This is a genomic window from Trinickia soli (genome assembly GCF_002879855.1).
Taxonomy (GTDB): Bacteria; Pseudomonadota; Gammaproteobacteria; order Burkholderiales; family Burkholderiaceae; genus Trinickia; species Trinickia soli.
In genome coordinates, this window is the sequence record NZ_PNYB01000035.1 from 19,642 (window position 1) to 35,892 (window position 16,251).

Below are 16,251 nucleotides of genomic sequence, written 5' to 3' on the forward strand. Positions count from 1 at the left end.
CCGCGCTTGAGGTTTACTGGGCGAGAAGCGGCACGCGCAGCACGAGTGTCGAAGGTTCTCCATCACCGGTGCCGGTTTGCTCGAATGTGCCGCCGTGTGCCGACGCCACGCGCTGCGCCAGGGCCAGCGCCCATGCAATACGCCCTGCCTCGCGCGGCTGCATGGCCTGAGTGCGGGCGAACGGCTCCAATGCGTGCGCGGGTTCGGGATCGGACAGCGCGGCGAAATTCGCCGTGAAAGCGATCTCTACGCGCCAAAATGCCGAGTCGATGTTGCTCGTCAGCCTGAGCTTCGCACCGGGCTCGCTGGCTTCCGCGGCGAACACGAGCATCGTCCAGAGCGCCTGCACCAACCGCTCGCGATCGCCGTCGCAGCGCTCGGAATCGATCGACGACACGAGCTCGACCGCGTTGGAGCGCGCTGCGAGAACGGCATGCCGTGCGTCCTCCAGCGCGCGTTCGACGGCGACGCGAATGGGGAACGACTCACGCGCGAGCGGCAACGACTTCGTCTCGGCGCGCGTCTTGTCGACGGCATCCTCGAGCAGCTTCACCTGCTGTTCCACGCCCGCCCGAATGCCGGCCAGCGCGCGCTGCGAGGCCGCGTCGGCGGCGTCGAGCTTGCGTTCGAGGACGTAGGCCCAGCTATGAATTGCATTCAGGGGGCTGCGAAGATCGTGCGAGACAAGGGACAAAACATGATCGCGCATGAACAGCGCGACTTCGGCCCGCAGATGGGCGAGACGTTCGTCGGATGCGGCAACGGCATGGGAAGACGTCGACACGGTCGGCCTCTCGGTAAATGGCTCGGCTGTCCGGGCCGCGGCAACGAGCAGGCAAGCGCCGCTCGCAACTCGCAACGACCGCGTGACGCCGTCAGCGTGTTGAGCAGACGGACATTATAGGCATCGCCGCGGCCGAAGCGCCTACAATGACGGTTTCATCACACATGGAGCGCAATCACCATGACGATCGTCACCACGGATTCGGGGTTGAAGTACGAGGATTTGACCGAAGGCACGGGCGCGGAAGCCACGGCGGGACGCACGGTCAGCGTCCACTACACGGGCTGGCTCACCGACGGCCAGAAGTTCGATTCGAGTAAAGACCGGAACGATCCGTTTGCATTCGTTCTCGGCGGGGGCATGGTCATCAAGGGTTGGGACGAAGGCGTGCAAGGCATGAAGGTCGGCGGCGTGCGGCGTCTGACAATCCCGCCGCAATTGGGCTACGGCGTGCGCGGCGCCGGCGGCGTGATTCCGCCTAATGCAACGCTCGTGTTCGAAGTCGAATTGCTCGACGCGTAAGGCACAAGGACAGGCACAGGCACGCTGTACGTACGACGATGGAAAGGCACTGCGTCGAATCACCGGCATTGTCGCTGCGCCGCTACGGCGCGGTGAGCGCATGCGATGTCCATGCCTTCCATCAGATCGTGCTTGGCGTCGATGGCGCGATGGAAATGGTCGTGGATGGCATTGGCCAGCGCATCGACGCAGGCCATGCCTGGTTGATTCCCGCCGGAGCACGTCACGAGTACGCAGGCATCGGCGACAATCGCCAACTCATTCTCGACGTGCCACGCGCATCGTTGGCGTTGCCCGAGCGCATGTTTTCTCGCGCGGCGGCCTTGGTCATGAATGACGCGCTGACGAGCGTCGTGCGCGAAGCGGCTTCGTACGCGGCATGGATCGAAACGGAGCATCCGCTTTGCGTCCCAGGCGCCGATCGACACGACGATGGGGCCGATGCTCCCGCGAGCGTATCGTTCGCCACCGAACGGGCCCGCCGCCTGGCATGGATCACGGCCGCACGCATGGCGCAGCTGTTGGGAGAACATATCGGCGCGCCCGCACCGTCGGCACGACTCGACTACGCGCGCGTCGATAACTGGTTGCGCGCGCATCTATCCGAGCCGTTGCGGGTCGTCGATCTCGCCGCGCATTGCGGCTTCGGCGAGCGGCGCTTCCATCAGTTGTTCGCCGAAGCGTTCGGCACCACGCCGCACCGCTACCTCCAGCGGCTTCGCCTCGATACGGCGCTCGTACTCCTCTTCGACTCACGCCAGACGTTGACCGACGTGGCGCTGACGGTGGGTTTCGCCGATCAAAGCGCCTTTACGCATGCATTCACGCGACGCTTCGGGATCGCACCCGGGCAGTGGCGGGCTGCTCGGGTCCACTGATAGCGGACGACGGTGGTCTGGCGGCGTAAGCCGCCTCTCACAGCGCCTTACTTCTGCAACCCTCGCCCGAGATCCGTGCAGATATCTCCAACATCCTCGAGCCCGATCGCCACGCGCAGGAGCGCCTCGGTAATCCCCGCCGCGGCGCGCGCTTCGGCGGTAATCCGGCTGTGTGTGGTCGTCGCCGGATGCGTGATCGTCGTACGCGTATCGCCAAGGTTCGCCGTGATCGAGCACAGTTTGGTTCCGTCGATCACACGCCAAGCGTTCTCGCGCTGCTGCTCCGGCGTATCGCCCAGCACTTCGAAGGCGAGCACCGAGCCACCCGAGCGTTGCTGGCGCCGCGCAATTTCATACTGCGGATGCGATTCGAGCCCCGGATAATAGACGCGCTTGACGCACGGATTTGCTTCGAGCCAACGCGCCACATGCAGCGCACTGGCGGAATGACGCTCGGCGCGCAGCGAGAGCGTCTCCAGCCCCTTGAGCAGAATCCACGCATTGAAGGCGGAGAGCGTCGGCCCCGCCGTGCGCACGAACGGGAACACCTTCTCCATGATGAAGGCTCGCGAGCCGACGAGCGCGCCGCCCAGCACGCGCCCTTGGCCGTCGATCAGCTTTGTCGCCGAATGCATGACGACGTCGGCGCCGAGCTTCAAAGGCTGCTGCACGGCCGGACTGCAAAATGAATTGTCGACGACGAACAGCGCGCCCGCCGCTTTCGAGATCTTGCCGATGGCCTCGATATCGCACAGTTCCGTGAGCGGGTTGGACGGCGTTTCGACAAAGAACAACTTCGTTTCCGGACGCACCGCCGCACGCCACGCGTCGAGGTCGTTCGGATCGACGTAGGTGGTCGTGATGCCGAAGCGCCCGAAGATCTGCGAGAACATGCCGAGCGTCGAACCGAACAGCGCACGGGAGCTCACGATATGGTCGCCCGCTTGCGTCGCAGCCATCACGACGGACAGAATCGCACTCATGCCCGAAGCCGTCGCGATGCATGCCTCGCCGCCTTCGAGCGCCGCCAGGCGCTCTTGAAACATCGTGACGGTGGGATTCGTGAACCGCGAATACGTGTAGTAATCCTCGGAGTGCTTGAACCGCTCGGCGGCCTCGGCTGCGCTGTTGAAGCAGAAACTCGAAGTCAGGAAGAGCGCTTCCGAGTGCTCGTTGTAGTCCGTGCGTACCGTGCCGGAGCGCACGGCGAGCGTATCGAAATTCAAAGAGTCGTCCATGTTCTGATGCCTTATGCCTGGGCGTGACACGCCGTTTTCCACGCCGGCTGCCGCAAAAACGGCGGCCAGCAAAAAGCCCGCTTCGCGTCGGCAAAAGCGGGCTTCGTATGCGGGGCTGTTTCGGCGTCGGACGGCTTGATGGCCGCCTTTCGCTTTAGCTGTTTTGGGTCACCCCGCGTCCGCAAGCTGAATTCAAATCGACGCTGAACGCGCATGTTAGCACGCCTTCCCAAGCGCGTGCATGCATGCCTGAGCGCGCACGGGTGACTTACTCGACCGACAACTGCAGGTGCAGTTGCGAGCGCGTGACCGTGCCGTCGACGGCATCGCCGGCCGAATCGCGCTCCGATTGGGATTGCGGCGAAAGCCGTGCGAGCTCGAGCCGATCGAGGTACTCGGTCGTGACGTCGCCCGTGATGTAATCGCCGTCGAAGCAGGATGCCTCGAAACGTGACAGCGCCGGATTGATGTCGCGCACGGCTTGCTTGAGCGCGTCGACGTCTTGGTACACGAGGTGATCGGCACCGATGATCTTCGCCACATCGTCGTCCGAACGCCCGTGGGCGACGAGTTCGCCGCGCGTCGGCATGTCGATGCCGTAGACGTTCGGATACTTCACGGGCGGCGCCGCCGACGCGAAGATCACGCTTTTCGCGCCCGCATCACGCGCCATCTGCACGATCTCATGCGAAGTCGTACCGCGCACGATCGAATCGTCGACAATCAGTACGTTCTTATCCTTGAACTCGATCGTCATCGCATTGAGCTTCTGGCGCACGGACTTCTTGCGCACTGCCTGACCGGGCATGATGAACGTGCGGCCCACGTAACGATTCTTGAAGAAGCCTTCGCGATATTCCGCGCCCAGCTTGGCCGCGACCTGCATTGCCGCGGGACGCGACGAATCGGGAATCGGCATCACGACATCGATCGGCACATCGGGCAGGACGCGCCTGATCTTTTCCGCAAGGTAGTCGCCCATGCGCAGGCGCACGTTGTAGACGGAGACGCCGTCGAGCACGGAATCGGGGCGCGCGAGGTAAACGTATTCGAAGATGCAGGGGTTCAGGCTCGGCGTGTCCGCGCACTGCTGGCTATGCAGACGTCCTTCCGTGTCGATGAAGATCGCTTCGCCGGGCGCCACGTCGCGGACGAAGTCGAAGCCGATGCCTTCCACGGCTACCGATTCCGATGCGACGATCCATTCGACGCCCCGCTCCGTCTCGTGCTTGCCGATGCACAGCGGACGAATGCCGAACGGATCGCGGAACGCCAGCAGCCCATAGCCGGCGATCAGCGACACGATCGCATACGAGCCGCGCACCCGGCGATGCACGCCTGCGACTGCCTTGAACACAGCGGAGGCGTCCAGTTGCAGCCCCGAGCTGGCCAACTGCATTTCGTGCGCGAGCACGTTGAGCAGCACCTCGGTATCGGAGTTCGTGTTCACGTGGCGCCGATCGATCCGGAACATCTCGTCTTTCAGCTGCTGCCAGTTCGTGAGATTGCCGTTATGCGCGAGGATGATGCCGAACGGCGCATTTACGTAGAACGGCTGCGCTTCTTCCTCGCTCGACGCCGAGCCCGCCGTCGGGTAACGCACCTGGCCGATGCCGGCCGTGCCGGGCAAACTGCGCATGTTGCGCGTGCGGAACACGTCGCGCACCATGCCGTTGGCCTTGTACATATGGAAAGTGCTGCCGTTCGCCGTCGCGATGCCGGCTGCGTCCTGGCCGCGATGCTGCAACAGCAGGAGACTGTCGTAGATCAGCTGATTGACCGGGGAGTGGGAGACTACGCCTACGATGCCGCACATGGCAGGTCCTTCAAAGATACGAAAACGATGGCGCCGGCCACGCGGCCGACACATGCGCCTCACACGCGAACGTACGCGGCAAGCGCCGGGGGAAGCAAAGGCTTCAAGTCGCGCACGCCTTGCTCGGCGTAGGGCCGTAGCAGCGCGTCGCGCCAGAATGTTTGTTTCGGCAGCTCGGTCAGGCCCGCCAGCGCCACGAGCAGCAGCACGAACACGATGCCGCGCACGATGCCGAACAGCAAGCCGAGCGACCTGTCCACGCCGCCAAGCCCGCTGACGGCGACAAGCCGCGCGATCAAAGCATTGGCGACGCTTGCGACGAGCACCACGCCGATCATGATCGCTGCAAATGCCAATAGCCACTGCGTCAGCGCGCCGCCGGGCCAGTCGCTTGGAATATAGGGCACCAGGAGCTGCACGTAGCGGCAAGCCACAAAAAAAGCCACGACCCAGCCGATCAGCCCGAAGATTTCGGACAACAGCCCTCGCCAAGCGCCACGCAGTGCCGACAGGCCGATGACGGCCAGCACAGCGTAGTCGAACGCGGTCAGCATCGAACCCGTCATTGTGGCGCGTTGCCGGCGCCCGCCGCCAGGCCGGCTTCGCGCACCTTCGCGATCGCGGCGGAAGCCGCCGCGCGATCGGCGAACGGACCCGCGCGCAACATCGTGCGCGTCTTGCCATCAGCTTGCGGGCGATGTTCGATGTAGGCCGGCACGCCGGCCGCCTTCAGCTTGCTCTCCCATGCGCGGGCGCTTGCATCGTCGGCGAACACGCCGAGCTGCACCGCATAGCGGGCGCCGGCCGGCGCGGCGGGCGTGCCGGAATCGGCCCGGGCCGGGCTTGGCGACGGCATCGCGCTCGGCTTTGTCGTCGATTGAGCCGCGCTCGGGCGCGCAGTCGTTGCCGACGGAGCACGCGCTTGCTTCGATTCGGCTTGCTTCGTGTGGGCTTGCGGGCCGCTTGCGGGCTGTGGCGCGGCTTTGCCAAGCGCGGCGGTGGGCGTCGGTGCGGACGCGATGCCTGCGGCGGCGCCGCTCATGTCCGCGCGATCGGGCGCGATCCCGTCTTGCGTGTTTTCGGGGTTGTCGTCGCTCGCGCGCGACGGCACTGTCGCCGGGCGATTCGGAATGTCGATGGCAATATCGTTCGTGACCGGCTTCGGATGCGAATCGAGCACCATCGGCAGAACAACCACTGCGGCGACCACGAGCGCGATAGCGCCGACGAGACGACGCCGCGCCCGCTGTTTTTCGGGCAGCGTCGGATCGAGCAGCATCGCGTCGACATCACCGGTTCGCTCTTTGCGGCGGCCGCGTCGCTCTTCGCGCGCCTCGAACGTGCCACCGCTACGCGTGGACCTAGCGCTGGCGGTGCGCCGGCGTGGCGTATCGTCTTTTTTGCCGAACGAGAAAAAGCCCATGAATCCGCTGTGTTCGAGGGGACGGCCGTGAGTGTGGCGCGCGTCGCTCAATGTTGCCGCGACTTGCGGTAGGCCATGACGCCAGCAACCGTATAGAAACTGCCGAAAACCACGATTCTATCATCGTCCGTCGCTCGGCTCAGTGCATCTTGGAACGCTTCGGCCGGAGAAGCGAAGCGCCTGATGCTGCTGTCGGGCCCATCCTGCACGCCCGTCGCCCGCACGATCGCTTCGAGATCCGCCCCCGAAGCCGCGCGCCCGAGCGGCAAGTCGGTCACGCACCAATGATCGATTTCGCCTTTCAGATGACCGACGACACCCTCGATATCCTTATCGCGCATCGCCCCGAACACCGCGTACGTGTACCGAAAAAAGCCCATGCTGCCCAGATTCTGGGCCAGCACGGCGGCGGCATGAGGGTTGTGCGCGACATCGAGCACGACGGACGGACGCCCCGGCAACACCTGGAAACGCCCGGCCAACTCGACGTTCGCGAGCCCAAGCCGCACGTCCTGCGCCGAAACCGGCAGACGGTCGCGCAGCGCCTCGAGCGCGGCCAACGCGGCCGACGTATTGATCAGTTGATTCGCACCGCGCAGCGCGGGATAAGCGAGCGCCGAACGCCGCATCGTCGGGCCGACGTAGCTCCACTGCTGCCGCTCGCTGCCCGCCTGGCCTTCGTAACGAAAATCGCGCCCGAACAGCCAGAGTTCGGCGCCGATCGCCTGTGCATGGTCGATCAGCGTTTGTGGCGGCGCCGGATCGGCGCAGATGGCGGGGCGGCCCGGACGGAAAATTCCGGCCTTCTCGAAGGCAATCTTCTCGCGCGTATCGCCGAGATATTCGGTGTGGTCGATATCGATGCTCGTCACGATCGCGCAATCGGCGTCGATGATGTTGACGGCATCGAGCCGCCCGCCGAGCCCGACTTCGAGAATGACGGCGTCGAGCTTGCGAGAAGCGAACAAATGCAGAATCGCGAGCGTCGTGAATTCGAAGTACGTCAGCGATACGGGCTCGGCCAGCCCCTGGCGCGCCGCTTCGACCGCCTCGAAATGCGGCAGCAGGGCATCGTCGGTCGCGTTTTCACCGTCGATGCGCGCGCGCTCGTTGAACTGGAGCAGGTGCGGCGACGTATGGCAGCCGACGTGATAGCCGGCGGCGCGCAGGATCGACTCGAGCATCGCGCAGGTCGATCCCTTGCCGTTCGTGCCGCCCACCGTAATGACAGGGCAATCGAGGTCGAGCATCAACGCATCCTTGACCTTCCGGATGCGCGTGAGGCCCATGTCGATGCCGACCGGATGCGCCGACTCGAGATGCTCGAGCCAGGCGTCGAGAGTGGGAAATGTGGTCATCCAAAACCGCGGGCCGTCCCGCGTGAGAGCAGCGTTTAACGTTCAGGCGACGGCGTCCGCGGGCTGGCGCGTAAGCAAGGCGATCAGCCGCGCCAATTCCTCGCGCAGCTTGCGACGGTCGACGATCATATCGATCGCGCCCTTTTGCAGCAGAAACTCCGCCCGCTGGAAGCCTTCGGGCAGTTTTTCGCGGACAGTCTGCTCGATCACACGCGGGCCGGCAAAGCCGATGAGCGCCTTCGGTTCGGCGATGACGACATCGCCGAGGAACGCGAAACTGGCGGACACGCCGCCCATCGTCGGATCGGTCAGCACGGAGATGAACGGCAACCTGGCGTCGGACAGCTTCGTCAGCATCGCCGTCGTTTTCGCCATCTGCATCAGCGAAAGCAGGCTTTCCTGCATCCGCGCACCGCCCGAAGCCGTGAAACAAATGAACGGCACCTGCTGTTCCAGCGCGTTTTGCGCGCCACGCGCGAAACGCTCGCCGACGACCGACCCCATCGAACCGCCCATGAAAGCGAACTCGAAGCACGAGACGACGACAGGCAACGTATGAATCGCGCCGCCCATGACGACCATGGCATCGGTTTCGCCGGTTTCATCCATCGCATCTTTGATGCGATCGGGGTATTTGCGGCTGTCTTTGAACTTCAGCGCGTCGACGGGAACGATCTCCTGCCCGATCTCATAGCGGCCTTCGGCGTCGAGCAACCCGTCCAGACGGGCGCGCGCACTGATGCGCATGTGGTGGCTGCACTTCGGGCAAACGTGCAGGTTCGCCTCGACGTCGTTGCGATACAGCACGGCCTCGCAAGACGGACACTTGACCCAAAGACCCTCTGGAATCCCCTTGCGGCTTTTCGGATCGGTCTGTTTGATCTTCGGCGGCAGCAGTTTGTCGAGCCAGCTCATCGTTGTTCCTTCCATGGATATTGTTCCGTACTGTGTCGCGCCTACAACCACCCGCCGCCCACGCCAATGCCCGTCAGGCGGCGTCGAGCGCCTGGCGGATCTCCGCGACGAACGACGTCAGCATCGATGCCGCCGCTTGCGCCGGCGCCTCTTCCAGCAATTGGACGAGACGGCTGCCGATCACCACGGCATCGGCCACATCGGCCACCGCGCGGGCCGTCGAGGCATCGCGAATACCGAATCCGACCCCGACAGGCAACCGTACCTGCGACTTGATGGCCGGGATTTTACTCGCGATCGCGGAAACGTCCAGATTCGCGGCGCCTGTCACCCCTTTGAGCGACACATAATAAACGTAGCCGCTCGCCACCTTGCCGACAGCCGCGATGCGTTCATCGGTCGAGGTGGGCGCGAGCAGGAAGATCGGATCGATCTGCGCCGCACGCATGCGCTGAGCGAATTCGGCCGATTCCTCGGGCGGGTAATCGACGATCAGCACGCCGTCTACGCCGGCGTCGCCCGCCGCCTGCGCGAACGCTTCCACGCCCATTCGCTCGACAGGATTGGCATAGCCCATCAGCACGACCGGCGTTTTGGCGTCTTGCTCGCGAAAGCGCTTCACGTCGGCCAGCACATGCTTGAGCGTCACTCCATGCTCGAGCGCCCGCTCCGAAGCGCGCTGGATGACCGGGCCGTCGGCCATCGGATCCGAAAACGGCACACCGAGTTCGATCACGTCGGCGCCGCCGGCCACGAGCGCGTGCATGAATTCGACCGTGCGCGCGGGATCGGGGTAGCCGGCGGTGATGAACGGAATCAACCCTTTCTTGCTCTGTGCGGCCAGCGCCGCGAAGGTCTGTTCGATACGGGACATAGTCTTCTCTACCGGTAGGTGCGATTCACCGCGCCGCTGCAGCGGCGACGGCGGGTGCGCGGGACGGTGCGTCGCTCACGGCGGCCACGCGTTCCCGCGCGATCGCGCAGTAACTTTCGTTGATCTCATAGCCGACGAATGCGCGCGCGTGCCGTGCGCAGGCCACCGCGGTCGTGCCGCTGCCCATGAACGGATCGAGCACGCGGCCGCCCTGCGGGCAACTCGATAACACCATGCGCTCCACGATTTCGAGCGGCTTTTGCGTCGGGTGGTCGACGCGCTCGGCATGTTGACGATGCAGCCGCGACACCGACCAGACATCCTTCGGGTTGTAGCCGACCTCGAGCCACTTGCTGCCCTCGAACAGCTTGCGAGAGCGGGCCTTTTTCGTGGCCGCGTCGTACGGAATCCGCACCGGATCGAGATCGAAGTAGTAATCCTTCGAGACGGCGAAAAACCCGATGTTGTCATGCACGGACGTGAAACGGCGCGTCGTGCCGCCCATGCTCGGCACGCGCCGGTCCCAGATGATCTCGTTGACCATCGTGAGCTTCGTCTTCAAGAACGAGAAGATTTCCGGCGCATATTGCCACGTGCAAAAGACGTAAAGCGAACCGCTCGCCTTGAGCTTCGGAATCGCCAGATCGAGCCAGGAGCGCGTCCATTCGAGAAAGGCCGCGCCCGAGCGCATGTCCGAATCGTTGCCGTAGTCCTTGCCGAGCCCGTAGGGCGGATCGGCGACGATCAGGTCGATCGACCCGTCCGGCACCGACTGCGCATCCGCCAGAAAATCGCGGTTGCGCAAGTCGATGGGCAAGCGCGGCGCGCCCGTGTTACCGAGCGCGCCACCCGCAGCCGCGGGGCGTGGCGCATCGAATTCGTCGATGAAATCGCGCATTGCCGCTGCGACTCAGAGCACGAGGCCCGAGCGATCGGCCACCGTATGCATATCCTTATCGCCGCGGCCCGACAAATTGACGAGCAGATGCGTGTCGCGCGGTAGCGTCGGCGCGATCTTGGCCGCATAGGCGAGCGCGTGACTCGACTCCAGCGCCGGAATGATGCCTTCGATCCGGCAACAGTCGTGGAAGGCCTTGAGCGCTTCGTCGTCAGTAATGCCGACGTATTGCGCGCGCCCGCTGTCCTTCAGCCATGCGTGCTCGGGGCCGACGCCGGGATAGTCGAGGCCGGCCGACACCGAATGCGTTTCGATGATCTGGCCGTTCTCGTCCTGCAACAGGTAGGTGCGATTGCCGTGCAGAACGCCGGGGCTGCCGCCGATCAACGACGCGGCGTGATGGCCCGTCTCGATGCCCTCCCCGGCCGCTTCGACGCCCACGAGCTTGACGGCGGCATCGTCGATGTAGGGGTAGAAGATGCCCATCGCGTTCGAGCCGCCGCCGACGCAGGCGATCACCATATCGGGTTGGCGCCCCGTCAGTTCGGGCATCTGCACGCGGCATTCATCGCCGATCACCCGCTGAAAATCGCGAACCATCATCGGATACGGATGCGGGCCGGCCACGGTGCCGATGATGTAGAACGTGCTTTCGACGTTCGTCACCCAGTCGCGCATGGCCTCGTTCAGCGCATCCTTGAGTGTGCGCGACCCCGACTCGACGGGAACGACGGTCGCACCCAGCAACTTCATCCGATAGACATTGGCCGCCTGCCGGCGCACGTCCTCGGCGCCCATGTAGACGACGCATTCCATCCCGAAGCGCGCGGCAATCGTAGCGGTGGCCACGCCGTGCTGCCCGGCGCCCGTCTCCGCGATCACGCGCGGTTTGCCCATGCGTTTGGCCAACAGCGCCTGACCGATGACGTTGTTGATCTTATGGGCACCCGTGTGATTGAGATCCTCGCGCTTGAGGAAGACCTGCGCCCCGCCGAGCAACTCGCTCCAACGGGCCGCGTGGTAAATCGGCGACGGACGGCCGACGAAATGCTTCAGCTCGCGCTGGTATTCGGCGATGAATTCGGGATCTTTGCTGAACTTCTCGTAGGCCAGACGCAGCTCGTCGAGCGCGTGGACGAGCGTTTCGGCAACGAACGTGCCGCCATAGGGGCCGAAGTGGCCCCGTTGATCAGGAAGGTTGTACATGGTTGTCACTCTTCGCAGTGACGGCGAGGCGCATGTGGCTGCACCTCGCCGCCTTGGCTTTCACCCGGCGTCCGCCTCGCGCACTGCGCGTACGAACGCCGCCATTCGGGCGGGATCCTTCACGCCCCTGGCGCCCGGTACCTCGATGCCGCTCGAGACATCGACCGCGTACGGGCGCACGCGCCGAATGGCGTCACCGACGTTTTGCGCGTTCAACCCACCACTCAAAACGGCCCGACGCGCGAGCTCTGCTGGAATAAGTGACCAATCGAATGTCTTCCCGCCACCGCCATAGCCTTCGACGAGCGTGTCGAAGAGCAAGCCGCCGGCTGTCGAATAGTTAAGGGCCGATTCTACCAAATCGGCGGGCTGCATATGCGCCGCGACCCGCAGGGCCCGCAGCCACGGCAGCCCCGCAACGCTCGCGAGCGCTTCGCACTGCGCGGCGGTCTCGTCGCCGTGGAATTGCAGCATCGTGAGCGGGACGTTGCTCGCCACTTCGCCGAGCCACTCGCGCGTCGGATTCACGAACAGGCCCACGACCGAGACGAACGGCGGCAGGGCACGCGCGAGATCGATCGCCTCGGCCACGCCGACTGAACGAGGGCTCGGCGGATAGAAGACGAGACCGATCGCGTCGGCTCCGAGCTCGACGGCTAATTCGACATCGGCCCGGCGCGAGAGTCCGCACAGCTTGACGCGCGTGCGATGCGAGACCGAGCCGGCGGCGGGTGAATCGGGGACGGCGCTTGTCATGAACTCACTCGCTCCAAATGCCGCTCCAGGGCACACTGCCGAGGGGCGCGGGCGGCACCGCAAACGCCTCGGGATAGCCCACATGGGCCAGGTACAGACCTTCAGGCATGAAGGTGGGCGCGGCGCAGTCGCGATCGCGGCTTTCGAGCACATCGGCGAGCCACGACACCGGATGACGGCCTCGGCCGACCGCTACGAGACAGCCCATCAGGTTGCGGACCATATGATGCAGGAATGCGTTGGCCCGAAAACGGAAGTGGACCATGTCGCCCGCTTGCCGGATATCGATTTGATAGAGATGCTTGACGGGCGATTTCGCTTGGCATTCCGACGAGCGGAACGCCGAAAAATCATGTTCGCCGAGCAGATACTGCGCCGCCGCACGCATGGCGTCGAGATCGAGCGGCGTATGGATCCAGCCGGCGCGCCCTGTCAGCATCGGCGAACGCACGGCGTTGATGTACAGCACATAGTAGTAAGTACGCTCGAACGCCGAAAACCGCGCGTGAAAATCGTCCGGCATGCGCTTGGCCCACAGCACAGCCACCGTCGGCGGCAAGAACGCGTTGGTTCCGCGCACCCACGAGAAATCCTGGCGATCGAGGTCAGTGTCGAAATGCACGACCTGCCCAAGCCCGTGTACCCCCGTGTCCGTGCGGCCCGCGACCACGGTATGCAACGGCTTGCAGGCGAAATCGGCCAGGGCTCGCTCCAGCGCGTCTTGCACCGTCTTGCCGTGAGGCTGCGACTGCCAGCCGCAAAACGCGGCGCCGTCGTACTGGATTCCGAGAGCAATGCGCATGGCAGCACGCGTCACGATAGCGGCGCGAGCGTCGCCAGCAACGCGTGCGCTTCGTCGCGCGTGGCCACGTCGTTGGATTCGATCACTTCGTTGATCAGCGTACGTGCGCCGCCGAGATCGCCGAGCGCGATGTATTCGGCCGCAAGCTCGAGCTTGTTGCGCGCGATCTTGGCAAGCTGTTCGGGCGTGAACTCAGGCAGCGGCGCGGACGCGGCTATTGAACCGTCGCGATCCCCCGCCTCGCCCCCCGGCAGGTCGAGATCGAACGAGAGCCTGAGTGGCCCGATCGGCGCCGCGCCCAGTCCCGCGACGCTCGGGCGGGCCTCCGGTTCTGCGGGGGTCGGTTTGGACTCCGGCCCCATGTCCTCGCCTGGCTCGACGTGCGCCGGCAGCTCCGCGTGCGCTTCATGCGCGGGGGCCAGGTCGGAGAATTCGTGCTCGTGCTGCGATTCACTCGCTTCCGATGGCGTCGCGGCGGCCAGTTGAGCCGCACTATCGGCATCCTCGATGCGCGGCGGCAAGCCGAGGTCGAGGTCGCCAAGCGCCGCGATTGCCTCCGGGGGAAGCGTTGCTTCGGGGCGCCCGGGTGTCGTCGATTCCGCCTCTGGCGATACAGCGTCAGGCGATTCCGCTTCGCGGGTTTCAGCTTCGTGCTGCTCTGCTTTGTGCTCCTCTGCTTCGGGCACCTCTGCTTCGTGCGGTCCACCTTCGTCCGGTTCTGCGCCGTGCGGTTCGGCCAAGTGCGGTGCAGCTCCCAGGGATGCGGCCTCCGCGGTCGGTGCAACATCGGCTCCCGGTTCCGGCTCCGGTTGCAAGGGCTTCGCGACATGCGCCGCACCGTCTGGTTGCGCCTCGCTCGGCAGTCCGGGCTCTGTGGCCGGCGGCGTCTGCGGCAACTCCCCGGTCAACCCGGGCAACGTCGTGTCACTCGGCGCGTGCCCCACGGCCGCGGCAGAAGGCGCGCCCGCCTCTTGTGCGGGCGCGTTCAGCGCATCGCCGGACGGGCTGCCCGTCGCCACCGCGTCGTCAGCCTCGCCCGCTTCCAACGCGTACAACGGATTGTCGGGGTCGAGCTGACGCCCGAGCGCAGCCACGTGAATCCAATTCGGTCCGCGCCCACCCGAAAGACGATAAATGCGCTGCGCGATTTCATCGAATCCGCTGACGTTCTGGCGCTCGGCATAGCGGGCCGCCAAGCCCATCAGGGCTCGCTTACTGGATGGGTTGCGCGCAAGGATCGCCAACAGCTCGGCTTCGATGGGATCGTCCACCGCCGCCGCGGGCCTCGTCATCGGTGCGGCCGACTCGTCGCCCGTAGCGGCCGCAGCACCTGGCGCAACCGGACCGGCCGCCTTGTGAGCCGCAGCGGTCTTGCGCCGCTTGCGGCGGCTGATACCAAGGGCGCCGAGCAACACGACCAACGCCGCGACGACAGCGGCAGCCGTGGCAGCCAGAGCGGGCACGTCATCGCGCGACACCCCGAACCCGATACCGCCAATGCCGATGAAACGCTGACTAGCGGCAGCAGCCGCGCGCGATCGCCCTGGAGCGGGCGCCACGACGCCGGATGCGGCAGGCGCCACTGCGAAGCCGGCGGCGCTGGCAGGAGCGCTGTCGGCAGCGCCCGGGCGCGCCGGCGCAGGCGTTCCGAAGCCGTGTCGCTGCAGTTCCATCAACACGCGATTCTTGAGCGTCAGCAATTGTTGAAGGCTCGACACCTTGGGATGGGCAGCCGCAGCGGACGCGGCGGCTGCAGAGGCAGCCCCCTCCGCCACGCGCGTTCCGCTGGTCGCGCCCGCAACCGCGGCCGAGGCGCCGGCCGCTGAAGAAGCAGTCGAGGCGCCTTGACCGGTAGAGGCCGCAGGCGCCGCCGGGGCGGTGGCACCCGATGCCGGGACCGCGCTGGCCGCACCTTCTGCTGTCGCGCTGGCCGGCGCGACGGGCGCAGTCTCAATCGCGCCGCTCCAGGCGTGCTCTCCGCTCGCGCCGGCCGGCACGCCCGGCTGAGCATGGACGGCCGCGGGCGCAGCCGCCTTGGCGGGTGCCGAAGCTACAGCACCAACGGAGGACGCCTGCGAGGCTGCGGGCGAAGATGCGGGCGCCGAAGACGCCGATGCCGCCGAAGACACCGATGCCGGGTTCCCCGCTTGCACCCCATTGGGCTTGGCTGCCGCGGCGGGCGGCGAAGCAAGCGCGGCAGTGGCGGACGCCGCACCGGAGGCACTGCCCGAAGCGGCGGACGGGGCCGCTTCGCTCCTGACGACGGCGCCCGTCGCATCGAGCGGCGGCACGTTCAGCACAGCACCGAGCTTCAACAGGCTCGGGTCGCTACGCATAAACGCGGACGGATTCGCATCGAAAATGGCTTTCGCCGCGCGGCTTATTACCGCCTTGTCATGCGATTGAGTGGCGGAGGCGGCGATGTCAGCGAGCGATTGCCCGGGCTTGACCGCATACTGCGTGGCGGCCGAAGCCGGCGCACTGGCAGCAGAAGCGGCAGCGACGACAGAAGCGCCGGCAGGCGCAGCGGCGGCTGGCCGGGCATCGGCAAGCCACACGCAAGCGAGCGTGGCGAAGGCGAGCGCGAGCGGGACGGCGCCACGCGTCGAACGTGTTGTCATGGAGATGTCACGCGCGGTCAAGCGCGTCTCGAGATGGCGTTTGGAAGAGACCAAAATTCGCTGCGGCAATAAAAAAGGCGTCGCTGCAAGGCGACGCCTTTTCGGGGTTCCTATGCGTCGTAGCCGCACAGTTTACGTGAGGAACCCCTTCAAAACCACT

The 16,251-nt window shown here is 65.4% G+C and carries 15 protein-coding genes; 2 read left to right on the forward strand and 13 right to left on the reverse strand.

Going from position 1 to position 16,251, the window contains the following annotated elements; translation table 11 throughout:
• Positions 1-13: 13 nt before the first annotated feature.
• Positions 14-784, reverse strand: coding sequence for a sensor histidine kinase (locus tag C0Z19_RS25780; RefSeq protein ID WP_233196285.1), 771 nt, complete (start codon positions 782-784; stop codon positions 14-16).
• A gap of 180 nt (positions 785-964) precedes the next feature.
• On the opposite strand from C0Z19_RS25780, the gene C0Z19_RS25785 reads away from it, so the two are divergent.
• Both C0Z19_RS25785 and C0Z19_RS25790 read left to right on the forward strand, forming a co-directional pair.
• Positions 965-1,306 carry an FKBP-type peptidyl-prolyl cis-trans isomerase gene (locus tag C0Z19_RS25785; protein WP_102612680.1) on the forward strand — a complete coding sequence of 114 codons (342 nt, stop codon included), beginning with the start codon at positions 965-967 and terminating at the stop codon, positions 1,304-1,306.
• 38 nt (positions 1,307-1,344) lie between these two features.
• Positions 1,345-2,184, forward strand: coding sequence for an AraC family transcriptional regulator (locus C0Z19_RS25790; RefSeq protein ID WP_102612681.1), 840 nt, complete (start codon positions 1,345-1,347; stop codon positions 2,182-2,184).
• Between the two features lie 47 nt (positions 2,185-2,231).
• On the opposite strand, the gene C0Z19_RS25795 is transcribed toward C0Z19_RS25790, so the two are convergent.
• From C0Z19_RS25795 to C0Z19_RS25850, 12 genes are all read right to left on the reverse strand, one after another.
• Positions 2,232-3,422 carry an O-succinylhomoserine sulfhydrylase gene (locus C0Z19_RS25795; RefSeq protein ID WP_102612708.1) on the reverse strand — a complete coding sequence of 397 codons (1,191 nt, stop codon included), beginning with the start codon at positions 3,420-3,422 and terminating at the stop codon, positions 2,232-2,234.
• A gap of 268 nt (positions 3,423-3,690) precedes the next feature.
• On the reverse strand, positions 3,691-5,238 hold the full coding sequence (gene purF / locus C0Z19_RS25800) for an amidophosphoribosyltransferase (RefSeq protein WP_102612682.1): 1,548 nt from the start codon (positions 5,236-5,238) through the stop codon (positions 3,691-3,693).
• Positions 5,239-5,297: 59 nt separating this feature from the next.
• Complete coding sequence (locus C0Z19_RS25805; protein ID WP_102612709.1) at positions 5,298-5,792, reverse strand: CvpA family protein; 495 nt, start codon at positions 5,790-5,792, stop codon at positions 5,298-5,300.
• Between the two features lie 8 nt (positions 5,793-5,800).
• The gene (locus C0Z19_RS25810) at positions 5,801-6,661 is read right to left on the reverse strand and encodes an SPOR domain-containing protein (protein ID WP_102612683.1); all 861 of its coding nucleotides are present in this window, start codon (positions 6,659-6,661) and stop codon (positions 5,801-5,803) included.
• A gap of 47 nt (positions 6,662-6,708) precedes the next feature.
• Positions 6,709-8,019 (reverse strand): bifunctional tetrahydrofolate synthase/dihydrofolate synthase, encoded by a 1,311-nt coding sequence (gene folC, locus C0Z19_RS25815; protein ID WP_102612684.1) that lies wholly within the window; start codon positions 8,017-8,019, stop codon positions 6,709-6,711.
• A gap of 42 nt (positions 8,020-8,061) precedes the next feature.
• Positions 8,062-8,934 (reverse strand): acetyl-CoA carboxylase, carboxyltransferase subunit beta, encoded by an 873-nt coding sequence (gene accD / locus C0Z19_RS25820; RefSeq protein ID WP_102612685.1) that lies wholly within the window; start codon positions 8,932-8,934, stop codon positions 8,062-8,064.
• A 73-nt stretch (positions 8,935-9,007) separates the two neighbouring features.
• Positions 9,008-9,808: a tryptophan synthase subunit alpha gene (gene trpA / locus C0Z19_RS25825; protein WP_102612686.1), complete on the reverse strand. Its 801-nt coding sequence runs from the start codon at positions 9,806-9,808 to the stop codon at positions 9,008-9,010.
• Positions 9,809-9,833: 25 nt separating this feature from the next.
• A complete protein-coding gene (locus tag C0Z19_RS25830; protein WP_102612687.1) occupies positions 9,834-10,706 on the reverse strand; it encodes a DNA-methyltransferase in 873 nt (290 codons plus the stop codon).
• Between the two features lie 12 nt (positions 10,707-10,718).
• A complete protein-coding gene (trpB, locus tag C0Z19_RS25835; protein WP_102612688.1) occupies positions 10,719-11,912 on the reverse strand; it encodes a tryptophan synthase subunit beta in 1,194 nt (397 codons plus the stop codon).
• Positions 11,913-11,972: 60 nt separating this feature from the next.
• Complete coding sequence (locus tag C0Z19_RS25840; protein WP_102612689.1) at positions 11,973-12,668, reverse strand: phosphoribosylanthranilate isomerase; 696 nt, start codon at positions 12,666-12,668, stop codon at positions 11,973-11,975.
• Between the two features lie 4 nt (positions 12,669-12,672).
• Complete coding sequence (gene truA / locus C0Z19_RS25845) at positions 12,673-13,470, reverse strand: tRNA pseudouridine(38-40) synthase TruA (protein ID WP_102612690.1); 798 nt, start codon at positions 13,468-13,470, stop codon at positions 12,673-12,675.
• An 11-nt stretch (positions 13,471-13,481) separates the two neighbouring features.
• A complete protein-coding gene (locus tag C0Z19_RS25850) occupies positions 13,482-16,091 on the reverse strand; it encodes a FimV/HubP family polar landmark protein (RefSeq protein WP_158243065.1) in 2,610 nt (869 codons plus the stop codon).
• Positions 16,092-16,251 lie beyond the last annotated feature (160 nt).